Source organism: Tissierellales bacterium, from assembly GCA_035301805.1.
Lineage (GTDB): Bacteria > Bacillota > Clostridia > Tissierellales > DATGTQ01 > DATGTQ01.
The window spans coordinates 1-13,523 of the sequence record DATGTQ010000276.1; the positions used below are offsets into that span (position 1 = coordinate 1).

Consider the following 13,523-nt stretch of genomic DNA (forward strand, 5'->3'; position numbering starts at 1 on the left):
AATAGCCAATTCTGCAGCATCAACTATTTTATTATAGCCTGTACACCTGCAAAGGTTTCCAGAAATTCCTTCTCTTATTTCATTTCTAGATGGATGAGGATTTTTATCCAACAGACTTTTCACAGACAAAATCATTCCAGGAGTACAGTATCCACATTGAACTGCACCTACTTCTATGAAAGCTTTTTGTATAGGGTGAAGATTATCTTCATTACCTAAGCCTTCAATAGTTAAAATTTCACTACCATCAGCTTGAAAAGCCATAACCATACAAGAGTTTACAGTCTCTCCATCCATAATAACTGTACAAGCTCCACACTCTCCTTCTCCACAACCTTCTTTAACTCCAGTTAATTTTAACTCTTCCCTTAGAAGATCTAATAGTCTTAATTCCTCTTTAATATCTAAGTTATATTCTTTGTCATTTATTTTAAGGTTTATATTTATCATAATACCACCTCATCAAAATAGTTTAAGGCATCCTTTAAGGCTCTCAAATAAGGTCCTTTTACTGCCTCCGATTTATAAGGAAAAGAAGCCCTTCCACCTAGTCTTTTGTACATTTCTTCTTGAAGTATTGGAGTAGAATCCTCTGGTTTAAATTCATTTATTTTCTTTCCTATTATATATTCTTCTACAGCCACTTCCTTTATAGGATATTTCCCTAAGGCTCCACTGGCTATCCTTATATCTTTAATAGTTTCATTTTCACCTAAGGATAGAAAAATACTAATACTTAATCTGGATATTGCTAGGGCCTTTCTAAGACCTAGTTTTTCAAAAGTAAGTACTTCATTGGCCTCAGGCCTCTTAAATCTTATACTAGTTAATAATTCATTATCTTTAATTTTTTCCTTAGTCCAGTTTTTAAAATAATCTTCTAATTTTAATTCCCTGCTACCCTTTTTATTACTTAAGGTAATAACACTATTAAGGGCTATTAAAGGTGGAATAGAATCGGCAGCAGCAGAAGCATTTATAATATTTCCTCCAATAGTACCTTTATTTCTTATTTGAGGGGAACCTACTGATCTACAAGCCTTTTTAAATCCCTTTAGACCTTTCTCAAATATTGGACTTTCTACTATTTGAGTAAAAGTAGTTGCTCCCCCTATTTCAATAAAATCTTCATCTTCTTTTATATAAGAAAGTTCTTCTATATTGGAAATATCTATAAGCACATTAGGAGACTTTTTCTCATTTCTCATAGCCACAACAATATCTGTTCCTCCAGCAATTATTTCTCCCTTATCATTATATTTATCCAATAAATCTAGTACCTCATCAACTGTTTCTCCTTTAAAAACCTTATTAAAAGCCATAAACTAGTCCTCCTGTCTATTATTAGGCCATACTTTAGAAATACCGCCTTCCCTAGGGAAGGCGGTTTAAGTTTTATAAAAATTCTTTTAATATAAATATTAATGCTAAAATATAGGTTACTGGAGATACTTCTTTCCATTTACCTGTTAATGTCTTTAATATTACATAAGATACTATTCCAAATACTATACCTTCAGCTATACTATAAGCCATTGGCATCATTAATATAGTTAAAAATGCTGGTATTGCCTCTGTAAAATCATCTAGATCAACTTCTTTAATAGGACTCATCATAAAGAGACCTACTAATATTAAAGCTGGAGCAGTAGCGGAGCTAGGTACCATAATGAATAATGGCGCAAAGAATAAAGATATTGCAAACATACCAGCTGTAGTTAAAGCAGTAAGCCCTGTTCTTCCTCCCTCTGCTACACCAGAAGCACTTTCCACAAAAGTAGTTACAGTACTGGTTCCTAAACATGCACCAGATAATGTACCTACTGCATCTGACATTAATGCCTCACTTACTCTAGGAAGTTTCCCTTCTTCATCAAGCATATTTGCCTTTGAAGCAACTCCTGTCAATGTCCCAATAGTATCAAATATATCCACAAACAGGAAAGTAAATACAACTACAACCATGTCTAAAGTAAAAATATGTCCCCACTCAAATTGGAAAGCTACATGTTTTAAAGATGGCGGTAAACTTATTATTCCTCCCGCCTCTGGAAGCTGAGTAACTCCCATGGGTATTCCTATAATAGTAGTAGCAAGTATACCTATAAGTAATGCACCTTTGACTTTCTTTGCTAGTAAAACTCCCATAATAATAAGACCTATTAAGGCTAATAATACTTCAGGCGACTTAAGATTTCCTAAGTCTAATATTACCCCTTCCCCTTGTACTACTAAACCTACATTAGATAGTCCAATTAACGCTATAAACAACCCAATACCTACTGAAACTGCATGTTTTAAATTTATTGGTATACAATCAAATATAGCCTCTCTAACTTTAAAAAAGGAAAGTACTATAAAAATAATTCCTTCTATAAGTACTGCAGTTAATGCAAATTGCCAAGAATATCCCATGCCTAAGACTACTGTATAGGCAAAAAAAGCGTTAAGTCCCATGCCAGGAGCTAGTCCAAAAGGATAATTGGCATAGAAAGCCATTACTAATGTAGCTATAACAGCAGATAAGGCTGTAGCAGTAAAGACTCCCCCAACATCCATTCCTGCATCTGCAAGAATAAGTGGATTTACCGCTAAAATATAAGCCATAGTCATAAAAGTAGTAATACCTGCTAATACTTCTGTCTTAACATCAGTTCCATGTTCTTCTAGCTCAAATCTTTTTTCTAAAAACCCATGTTCAACTTCCGTTTTACTTGACATTTAAATCCCCCTTTTTTAATTGAATTATATGAAACAAAGTTATTCAATTACTGGAGAAAGTACTTTAAAATTGTTAACATCAATTAATCCTTTGTCTGTTATTTTCCATACAGGACTAGTAGATAAAGATAAGAAAGATAAATGCATAAATGGCGCATGTATTCTACACCCTAATTGATCTATTACTATACTTTCCATTTCCTTTATCTTTTCACTTACTTCATGTCCTGTTAATTCATCCGTTATAAGCCCACCTACTGGCAACCTTAGCTCTGACAATATTCTTCCTCTATTGGCAATTGCCAGACCTCCCCCTATTTCAATAACTTTGTTTACTGCCAAAGTCATATCCTTAATATTTGTACCAACTACCATTATATTATGAGTATCATGAGCAACACTTTCTGCAAAAGCCCCTTCTCTTAAACCAAAACCTTTTACAAAAGCTTTTCCAATATTACCTGTTCTTCCATACCTTTCTATACATCCAATTTGCAATAAATCTTTAGAAGTATCTGGAAGTACTTGACCATTAGAAACTCTTAATGTATCTTCTAAAGTCCCTGTTAGATTTTGATCTGGTATTACTTCAAGAGCCCTTACCCTTGCAGTATATGAGTTAGCATAAATCTCTAAATCCTTTTCTTCTATAGGATCTATTTTTACAGATTCCTTTACTGTATTCGGATAAGAATATTCTGGTATATCTATTAATAGTTCTCCTTTTGAAGCCACAAGATTACCTTCTACAAATACTCCTTCTACAGTCATTTCTTCTAAATCATCTATAACTACTATATCTGCCAATTTACTTGGTGCCAATACTCCTAAGTCTTTAAATCCAAAATATGTAGCTGGATTAATAGTTACCATTTGAATTGCTTCTACTGGGTCTACACCTTCTTTAATAGTTCTTTTTACTATTTCATTCATATGTCCTAATGTTTCTAAGTCAGCTGCCACCATATCATCTGTTGCTAATATGCATCTTCTTGAATCGAAACCTTCTTCAGTTACAGCTCTAATACATTCTCCCATATTTCTTTGAGTAGAACCTTCTCTCATAAACATATATATACCTTGTCTTAGTTTTTCCATAGCTTCTTCTTTAGTCGTAGTTTCATGACAGGAAGCTTCTCCTGCAGCAGAAATAATATGAGCAGCTAATTCTTTCCCAAATAGCTCTGGTGCATTACCATCTACTACCATACCATTAGTTTTAGCATAAACAGTAGATGCCACTAAATCAGATACAATTTCTGGTGTGTTTTTATATACATGCTTTACATTACTAAAGCCTTGTAACTCACCAATACCTATAATATTTTTATAATTTAATAAATCTTCCATATCCTTTGAATTTGTATCATATCCAGCGGTCTCCAAATCAGGACAATCTGGAGTCAATGCTGGAACTACTAAATAAACATGATTAGGAACATTTTCTATTTCATCAGCCATGGCCTTCATACCAACTGGTCCTAAAGCATTTCCTATTTCATGAGGATCTGCTATTAGTGTTGTAGTACCTGATGGAATAGACAACCTTGAAAATTCTGTTATAGTAAGCATACTACTTTCAAAATGCATATGAGAATCCATAAAGCCTGGTGACAAATATTTCCCTCTAACATCAATAACTAAAGTATCAGGACCTATTAAATCACTACAATCCCCTACTAATAAAATGTATTTATCTTTAATAGCAATATCTGCTGTATATATTTCTTTTGTAAGTACATTTATTACTTCTCCTTGATATAAAACTGTATCAGCAAATTCTTTTCCACTCATAAGGGCATCTATAAGTTTTCTATAATCTATAGCTTTTTTATAATTTAAAGGATTACCCACCAATAAGCCCCCTTTCTATTATTCTTTAATAAGTTCTTTGTGAATATCTATCTCATCAACTATACCTACTATGGATACATCAATAGGAGAATCCATCTTTCTAGCTGCAATTCGAGCAGCAGTGCCTTTGGCAAATATGACTAATTCGCCTATACCAGCACCTACTGTATCTACTGCAATTAAAGGTTCTCCTATTGGTTTTGAATCTATGCTGAGAGGCTGAGTTATCATTAATTTACTTCCTGTAAGATTTTCATCTTTTCTTGTTGCAACTACTGTTCCTATTACTTTTCCAAGATACATATTTAAAGCCCCTCCTTTTTATTCTTTAATAATTTTAATATTTAACTCTCTAGCCTTATCTTTAGCTAGTGGAGTGATAATTGAGTTTTTAGGAACTAAAAACTGAGTGTTATTTGATTGTAATTTTACTATATCCTTTTCTACAATCACTTTTTTCTCTCCTTCTATTTTGTTCCCTAAAGATTTATCAATAGTTTTATTAAAATCCTCATTAACTATTTGACTAATGTAACTTTCCTCACTAATATCTATAACACCCATACTTTTCACTTTTCCAACATAGTTTTCTATAGTGTTTTTCATCGCTTTATTCTTTATATCCATGCCTTTATGCTTTCTTACTGTATTAAAATCTATATATACAGTTTCTCCTAAAGCTAGAAAATCCCATACTATATTAGGTATTACTGTATCTAATATTCCCAAAGAAATTTTGGAAAGCGTATTTACAGTAATATTAGGAAGTATAAGCCTTGAGTGCTTTGAAACAATAGAATCTAAATCAAATAAATCTTCCTCCCTATAAAATTCTACAGGATTTAAAATATTATTAATTTGATTTAAATTTAATATTTTTTCGGCTGCAAAAGATAAGCAAATATATATAGAAATCCCATGCTTTTTTAATTTACTCAGTTCACCTAACTTTTCCTTAAGTCTCCAATCGGAGCCAGTTAAAAGTATTAAAACGTCTTCCTTATGACCTTTCATAGAAATATTTCCTTCCATTGAAGAAATAGTTTCACTTCCTTGCTTCAAGGTAGATGAGACATTTTGTAAAATACTTTTAGTTAAGTCTTGTCTATCCATTTAAAACACTCCAAATTTATTTCTCATAGTCTTTTAGGATAACTCTTTCTACTTCTGAATGAGGTCTTGGTATTACATGTACTGAGTGAAGTTCTCCTACAGCCCTTGCTGCTTCTGCTCCTGCATCTACTGCAGCCTTTACAGCACCTACATCCCCTCTAACCATTACAGTAACTAATCCAAATCCTATTTTTTCATAACCTATAAAAGTTACATTTGCTGCCTTAACCATAGCATCAGCAGCCTCCACAGAACCTACTAATCCTTTAGTTTCCACTAAACCTAATGCTTGACTCATTCTTATTCCTCCTTCTTATTTTTCTTAGTATTGGTATTTTTCTTTTTTGTATTTTTCTTTTTGGCTTTTTCATCTTTTGCATTATCTTCTTTTTTAGATAAGTTTTTTGCAGATTCTTCTATAAGCTTATCAATTTCATCATGAGGTCTTGGTATTACATGACTTGATACAATAGTCCCAACTCTATTTCCTGCTTCTAGTCCTGCATCTACTGCTGCTCTTACTGCAGCTACTTCTCCGGCTATTTCAACTGTTATACCCACTACTCCACCTACACCTATAACTTGCTCATAGCCTATAAGGGTTACATCTGCTGCCTTACTAGCCGCATCTAAAGCAGTAACTGCTGTAGCTAAACCTATACTCTCTATAAGGCCTAATGCTTTATTCATAATACACCTCCGCTCTTAACTAACGGTTTCCTTTAATTTTTTCTGCAACTTCTTCAAGGGTTACAAGTTTTGGCTTGTTGTTTTCTTCTATTATTTCTGTTTCTCCACTTATAATATTTCTTATTAAACTTTCTTCATTTGTGGTAATGTTTCCTTCTGTCTTAACTAAATTATTTTTTCTTGTTTTATTTGCTATATTGTTCATAGCCACTCTAGCCAATGGATTTGCCATTTTACATCACCACCATTACTTTAAAATATTTTATCTACCTCTTCATGAGGTCTTGGTATTACATTGGCTGATATTATTTCTGAAATTTTCTCTGCACTTTCTCGTCCATTTTCTACTGCTGCCTTTACTGCTGCTACGTCTCCAGAAACAATTACTGATACTACACCAGAACCTACAAATTTAAAGTCATGAACTTTTACATTTGCAGTTTTACTCATAGTATCTGCTGCTTCCAGTGCTCCAACTAAACTTCTAGTCTCTACAAAGCCTAGAGCTTTCCTCATTAATATCACCTTCTTTATTTAATATTAGGAAAGTATTTTTTTATATCTATGTCTTCATAACCAGGAATTATAGCCCTTTCAAAACGTTCCCCAATTTCTCCTAAAGGTTTAGTCCCATCTATACCAACTTTATCAGTTACTCCTCTTAAATCATGGGATGGCTCTAATGAAGAACCTAATCCTCCTTCTATAATTACAAAATCTTTACTTCCTTGTGCCCTGGTAGTAATAGCCCACTCAATATCTCTCAGGTCAAAGATGTTTACATCATCATCTACTACTACTACTTGTTTTAAATCCTTATTACTAGCTAAAGCAGATATAATAGCATTTTTTCCATCTCCTTCATTTTTCTTTTTGATGGAAACAAAAGCATTAAATCTATATCCACCACCCTCAGTTACATTTACATCTACTACATCAACCTGACTCTTTAAATAATTATAAAGTTCCATTTCTCTTGTAAGACCATTAGTCAAATGTTCCTCTCTACAAGGAAATGCTACTTGAAATATAGGATTATTCCTATAACTTACTGAATCTATTTCAATAATAGGATGTTCACCTGCTTCACCATAATAGCCCATTAGCTCTCCAAAAGGTCCTTCTGTCTTTCTCACTTTTGGTACTAATCTACCTTCTAAAACCATTTCACTATAGGCTGGCACCAATAAGTCTACAGTTTCACATTTAACTAATTCTAAAGGTTCGCCTCTTAAAGCAGAATCTATAGCATATTTATCTATACCATAAGTTTTACTACTTACTTGACTAGCTAAATTAAAACATGCATCATATCCTAATACAATTGCTACTTCTAGTGGTTTGTTCATTTTTTCTAGTCTTAAGAAATCCTGGGTTAATTTTTCAGACGCAATAAGGGCACTAATTTCATTTCTTCCATTAATCTGAAAACGTCTTATAGAAGTATAATATTGCCCAGTTTCTGGATCCTTAATAACTAAAACTCCTGCTGTAATGTAACTAGAAGAATCTTTTTCTTGAAATGTTGGTATTGGAAACAATCTTGGTAAATCAATATTTGTTGATACTATATTTTCTTTTACTGGAGCTCTTTCAACTATTTTATAAGGTTTTGGATTTGCTACACTATCCATGAGTTTATATAACCTATCTTCATGAGTAAATCCCATTAGTTCATAAAATAGTTTCCTATCACCATAAAGCCCTCCAGCTATAGAAACATTACTACCTTTCACTCGATTAAATAAAATAGGCTTTTTATTGTCAAAATGCTTAAGGACTCCACCTACTTCATATTTAGGATCTACTTCTTTTTCACATATAAACAGTTCATCCATACTTTTTAATTTTTCTAAAGTATATCTAAGGCCTTGTTTTTCCAAATAATAACCTCCTTTCTACAACCCTTTCCACCTATTAACTAGATTATTATCTATCCCCATATTATCTAATATTCTACCTGTCATATTTATAACTATATCATCTATGGTTTGAGGATGATTATAAAAGCCAGGACTTGCTGGGAATATAGTAATTCCCAATTTTGCAAGTCTTAGCATATTTTCTAAATGTATCGGACTGAAAGGAGTTTCTCTAGGAACTATTATTAAATTTCTTCTCTCTTTAATAGTTACATCTGCTGCTCTAGTCAGAAGATTATCAGAAAAACCATTAGACACACTAGCTAAAGTCTTCATAGAGCAAGGAACTATTACCATAGAATCTACATCAAAAGAGCCACTGGCAATTGGAGCTGTAAAATCTTTATTATCATGATAAAAAGTAGCCATTTCTTTTAATTCATCTAAAGAAACACCACATTCATGTTCTGTAACAAAGGCTCCCATTGTAGAAACTACCAAATGGGTTTCTATATTTAATTCTTTAAGAGCTTTCAATACAGAAACTCCATAAATAGAACCACTACCACCAGATATTCCAACTATTACCTTCATAATTCTCCTCACTTTCAGTTTCTATTCAACTTTATTTTCTCTGTCGCCTCCGCCTTCCCATGGATCAAGTCCTTCTTCCCAAGCATTTATATATTCATCAATAGTCATTACTTTTGAAAATATACTTAAATCGTTTAGGCCATATTCATGCATTTCTTCAGTTTTAGAATCACAGCCATCGCTTAAAGTAATTACTCTATAAGCTCTAGCTAATGCATCAGTAGCAGTACTTCTTACACATACATTTGTCCATACACCAGTAACTACAACTGTATCTATATTTTCTTCTCTTAAATATAGATCTAAATCTGTATAGGCAAAACCACTATGTCTTCTCTTTGGTACTATATATTCTCCTTTTTCAGGATATAGTTCTTCTATAAAATCTGAACCCCAAGTTCCTGCAACTGCATGAACTGGTCTTACCCTAAAATCTGCATCATTTTCTCTATGAGCTTCTTGAATATGAACTATTTGTACATCATCATCTTCTCTTCCTCTTGCCCATTTAAGTAGTTCTTGAAGGTTTTCAGTTATTCTAGCAGCTCCTGGGCAATAAAGTGAACCTTTCTCATTAGCAAAATCATTTAACATATCTATTACTAAAATTGCATGTCTTGACATAAATCTAATCCTCCTTAAAATATATATTATTCTTAAAGCTTAAGTATTTTTATTTATTAAAATTTTACCTCTCTAGGTAAAACTTGTATACTCTCTCTTTTCACGAATTTTCCAAATCCTGGTTTTACTGTAATTCCTCTAATACCTTTTATATGCTCATCTATTATTTCTGGGTGATTCTTTCTATAACTCTTGTCATATTCTTTACTATATAGGTTAGGGAATTCTTCAAATATTTCTGAGTATCTCTCTTCTACACCTTCTGGATAATTATGAACTATTTTTTGTAATTCACCATCAGATAGTTCTGCTAATATACTTTCATCTACATCTTTATATACTAAATGTCCACGAACTATAGTTTTAGCTACCTTACCTTTTAGCTCCATACCTTCAAGTGGTAAGTATCCACACATTGAAGCTTGTTTCTTAGGATCTATAGTCCATCTCTTATCAAGATTTATTATCGTAAAGTCAGCATCTGAACCTATATGCATAGCACCTTTCTTAGGATATATTCCATAGTGTTTTGCAGCATTTGTTGATAATATATCAACTAATTTACTTAAAGATATTCTTCCCTTATTATATCCTTCACTAACCAATATAGGAACCATAGTTTCTACACCAGGTATTCCAGGGAATGAAGTCCAAATATTCATTCCTTTCTTATGTTTTTCACTTTCTATTTCATAAGGAGCATGGTCTGTTGCTATAAAGTCAACACTTCCATTAGCTAAACCTTCCCATAATTCTTCGTTATCTTTTTTAGTTCTTAAAGGTGGTGCAATTTTAGCCAAAGGACCATATTTTGTCATAGCTTCTTGATAATTTAATGTTAAGTAGTGAGGACAAGTTTCACTAGTTACATCTAATCCTCTCATTTTCGCTTCTCTTACTAATTTAGCTCCTATTCCTGTACTCATATGAACTATGTGAAGTCTTGCACCACTATCTTCTGCAAAACTAATTCCTAATTCAATAGCAACCTTTTCTGCCAATTCCATTCTTGCTTCTGCCCAAGCTGGTCCATCCATTCTTCCTTCTTTTTGGAATCTTTTAACATAATAATCACACATAGCATAATTTTCAGCATGGATACCTATAGGAAGTCCAGTTTCAGCTACAGCCTTAAATGCTTCATACATTTCTGGATCTGTAACCCGTGGATAAGTTGGAACAGATGGTGTCATATAAGCCTTAAATGCAACAACTCCATAATCAGCTTGTTCTTGAACATTGTGTAACCATCCTTCTCTTACATCTTCTCCTGTAACTCCACCCCACATAGCATAATCTACTAAAGCTTGAGGTTCAACTAAGTCAATTTTTAATTTTAATTGATCTACACTTCTTGCTGATGGAACAGAACAACAAGGCATATCTATAACTGTAGTTATTCCACCAGCTGCAGCTGCAGCTGTACCTGTTAAGAAGTTTTCTCTATGAGGAAATCCTTGGTACATAAAGTGAGTATGAGAATCTATACATCCTGGCAATGTTAGATGTCCTCCTGCATCTAGCACCTCCCTAGCTTCCATACCTTCAACGGAGTCTACAAATCCTGCTATCTTTTCATCCTTTACTAAAATATTAGTAAGTACTGTATCATTTCCTTGAGGTATATTTGCATTCTTAATAATTAAGTCAAACATAAAAACCCTCCTTCATAGTTTAAGGCTAACGTTTTCAATATAGTAGCATATAAAAATATATTCTTCCTTGTTACTTTTTTATAAAAATATTGACCTTATTAACAATATTCATTAAAATTTTTGTAAGACTTTGATAATTATTTGTGTATTATTAATATATAGTTTTTATGACAAATATATATAATTTAATATAAGAAGAAAATAGGAGGGATAATTTATGGCTTTAAAATTAATTGATTTATCTCAAGAAATATATGAAGGCATGTCTGTTTTCCCTATGCATCAAAAAACTTTTATAATGACCAATATGACTCATGAGGAAAATATGCAGATGACTGGAAGTCCTACATTAGGCTTTTCTGCAAGAAACTTGCTTTTAAGTGAGCACTGTGGAACTCATAGTGATGGAGTTTCTGAATTTAAACCTGGTGGACCAACTATTGACAAAATGCCTTTGGAGCATTTCTGGGGTACTGCTATTTGTATTGATTTATCTAATGTAAGATATCCAAATTATATTGAGCCAAGAGATCTAGAAGAAGCCGTTAGAAAATCTGGACAAGAAATAAAAGAAGGAGACATCCTTTTAATGTATACTGGACACCATGATAGAACCTTTGGCACTGACAAATTTCAGACAGATTATACTGGTCTAAGCTATGAAGGGGCTAAATGGTTAGCTGAACAAGGAGTAGTAAATATTGGAGTAGATGCACCAGCTATAGATTTAACACCAGACGATATAAATTTCTCTGGCCATCTAGTTTGTGGTGAATATAATATTACAAATACAGAAAATTTATGCAATTTAGATAAGGTTTTAAATAAGAGATTCCTCTACATAGGCTTACCTCTAAAAATAAGAGATGGTTCTGGTTCGCCTATAAGGGCAGTTGCATTAATTGAAGAATAAACAAAAAAAGTAATAGAGTTTTCTCTATTACTTTTTTGTTAAAATTCCACAAAACTATTTTACATTATTAATAACTCTTTTATTTTTAAAGCTATTTCTAAATTAAGTCTATCGTTTGGGTCATCTAAATCCATATTAGTTATATCTTTAATTCTATTAATTCTATATAAGACAGTATTATAATGAGTAAATAAACTTTCTGACATTCTCTTTAAATTACCATTATATTCAAAATAGGTTTCCAATGTTTTAACAAGTTCTGTAGATTTTTTTTCATCATAATCTGTCAAAGGCTTCAATGTTTCATTATAAAAATCTTCTAATTCTTCATTTAAATAATCTTGACTTAATATTTTAAATATTCCCAGTTCATCAAAAGTTATGACATTTTTTTCAGTCAATACTCTTCCTGTCCTTACTGCCTTTAATGCATCTCCAAAGCTTTTATTTACATTGCCTAATTCTTTATAACATCTACCTACTCCTATTTTAAATTCCATATTTTCAAATTTTGTTAATAGCTCTTTATCTAAAGCCTTATTAAATTTATTTAATTTATCATTCATAAGCTTTTTACTATCACAACCTAATAATACCTGGATACCATTCATTTTACTTGCAATTAATCCATTAAATTTATAGTATTTAATTAGTTCTTCTGTTATAGAAACTATTTCATTCACATTATCTTGAATATAGTCGAGAAGTTGACTATCTTCTTCTATTTTATCATCTACTTTAAACTTAAAGTCAATAACCTCAATTATGTAATGATCATGAAGATTTAAATTAAAAAAATGAGCTCTATCTAAAGCTTTCTTTTTTCTTTTTGAATCTATAGAAATTAAATCCTCAAAAAACTCTGATCTATATCTAATTTCTACTTCTTTAACTGATAAATCTTGAAGAACTGATAAGGCTATAATAGTACTTGCGCTTTCAATAATAGATAAGTCAAACCCTCCTAAAGGTGTTGTAGTAGACCAAGAAATTATATGACCATAACAACTATCCTTCACAACTATTGGCATAACCATTCTCTTTACATATTTTCCATTGATTAAAATTTTATTTTCAGCAAATATTTTTTGCTTCCTCTTTATAGAATTAATACTATAATATTTTTCTACATCTTCTAATAATTCCTTTTTAGTAATGTTATCAATATTACCAAAATACTCATGTCTTTCATTTGTAAAATTTAAATTTAGTACCACAGGGTTTTTAATATTTTCATGGATTATAGGTACAACTTCTTCTACTCCCTTTCCCTTTAACATAACATTTATAAATTGTTCATGGGCTTTTTCAATTCTTTCTAAAAGTGACGCTTGTTTATTAAATACTTCTTTATGTACTGTAGTCATTATGTCTGATAAAGGAATAGAGTAGTGAATATCAATAATAGGGAAGTTTAAAAAGTCTGCTAAATTTATAACCTCTTCTGAAAGGGAATCTAAGTATGGATAAATCTTTATACCAATTCCGGCAAGTTTT

At 32.0% G+C, this 13,523-nt stretch carries 16 protein-coding genes; 1 reads left to right on the forward strand and 15 read right to left on the reverse strand.

The genetic code is table 11. The annotated features are described in order from the left end of the window. From VK071_13540 to pyrC, 14 genes are all read right to left on the reverse strand, one after another. Positions 1-450 (reverse strand): (2Fe-2S)-binding protein (locus VK071_13540; protein ID HLR36337.1); only part of this gene is annotated, 450 nt, incomplete at its 3' end. Then, complete coding sequence (locus tag VK071_13545) at positions 447-1,322, reverse strand: FAD binding domain-containing protein (GenBank protein ID HLR36338.1); 876 nt, start codon at positions 1,320-1,322, stop codon at positions 447-449. The genes VK071_13540 and VK071_13545, both read right to left, overlap by 4 nt. 73 nt (positions 1,323-1,395) lie before the next feature. Continuing rightward, a complete protein-coding gene (locus VK071_13550) occupies positions 1,396-2,721 on the reverse strand; it encodes an NCS2 family permease (protein ID HLR36339.1) in 1,326 nt (441 codons plus the stop codon). Between the two features lie 39 nt (positions 2,722-2,760). Continuing rightward, on the reverse strand, positions 2,761-4,575 hold the full coding sequence (ade, locus tag VK071_13555; protein ID HLR36340.1) for an adenine deaminase: 1,815 nt from the start codon (positions 4,573-4,575) through the stop codon (positions 2,761-2,763). Between the two features lie 18 nt (positions 4,576-4,593). Beyond that, the gene (locus VK071_13560; GenBank protein ID HLR36341.1) at positions 4,594-4,878 is read right to left on the reverse strand and encodes a EutN/CcmL family microcompartment protein; all 285 of its coding nucleotides are present in this window, start codon (positions 4,876-4,878) and stop codon (positions 4,594-4,596) included. An 18-nt stretch (positions 4,879-4,896) separates the two neighbouring features. After that, the gene (locus VK071_13565) at positions 4,897-5,688 is read right to left on the reverse strand and encodes a flavoprotein (GenBank protein ID HLR36342.1); all 792 of its coding nucleotides are present in this window, start codon (positions 5,686-5,688) and stop codon (positions 4,897-4,899) included. 16 nt (positions 5,689-5,704) lie between these two features. After that, positions 5,705-5,986: a BMC domain-containing protein gene (locus tag VK071_13570; protein HLR36343.1), complete on the reverse strand. Its 282-nt coding sequence runs from the start codon at positions 5,984-5,986 to the stop codon at positions 5,705-5,707. A gap of 2 nt (positions 5,987-5,988) precedes the next feature. Then, positions 5,989-6,378: a BMC domain-containing protein gene (locus VK071_13575; protein HLR36344.1), complete on the reverse strand. Its 390-nt coding sequence runs from the start codon at positions 6,376-6,378 to the stop codon at positions 5,989-5,991. Between the two features lie 19 nt (positions 6,379-6,397). Next, positions 6,398-6,610, reverse strand: coding sequence for a hypothetical protein (locus VK071_13580; GenBank protein HLR36345.1), 213 nt, complete (start codon positions 6,608-6,610; stop codon positions 6,398-6,400). A gap of 20 nt (positions 6,611-6,630) precedes the next feature. Continuing rightward, positions 6,631-6,894, reverse strand: a complete 264-nt coding sequence (locus VK071_13585) for a BMC domain-containing protein (GenBank protein HLR36346.1) — start codon at positions 6,892-6,894, stop codon at positions 6,631-6,633. Positions 6,895-6,908: 14 nt separating this feature from the next. After that, the gene (locus VK071_13590; protein HLR36347.1) at positions 6,909-8,261 is read right to left on the reverse strand and encodes a UbiD family decarboxylase; all 1,353 of its coding nucleotides are present in this window, start codon (positions 8,259-8,261) and stop codon (positions 6,909-6,911) included. A gap of 15 nt (positions 8,262-8,276) precedes the next feature. Then, entirely contained in the window at positions 8,277-8,834 is a 558-nt protein-coding gene (locus tag VK071_13595) for a UbiX family flavin prenyltransferase (GenBank protein ID HLR36348.1), read from the reverse strand. Positions 8,835-8,855: 21 nt separating this feature from the next. Beyond that, positions 8,856-9,458 (reverse strand): isochorismatase family cysteine hydrolase, encoded by a 603-nt coding sequence (locus VK071_13600; GenBank protein ID HLR36349.1) that lies wholly within the window; start codon positions 9,456-9,458, stop codon positions 8,856-8,858. A 56-nt stretch (positions 9,459-9,514) separates the two neighbouring features. Continuing rightward, positions 9,515-11,113: a dihydroorotase gene (gene pyrC, locus VK071_13605; protein HLR36350.1), complete on the reverse strand. Its 1,599-nt coding sequence runs from the start codon at positions 11,111-11,113 to the stop codon at positions 9,515-9,517. A gap of 217 nt (positions 11,114-11,330) precedes the next feature. Here pyrC and VK071_13610 point away from each other — a divergent pair, with 217 nt between their 5' ends. After that, entirely contained in the window at positions 11,331-12,026 is a 696-nt protein-coding gene (locus VK071_13610; protein HLR36351.1) for a cyclase family protein, read from the forward strand. 59 nt (positions 12,027-12,085) lie between these two features. Here VK071_13610 and VK071_13615 read toward each other — a convergent pair. After that, the coding region (locus VK071_13615; GenBank protein HLR36352.1) for a helix-turn-helix domain-containing protein at positions 12,086-13,523 on the reverse strand (1,438 nt) is incomplete at its 5' end.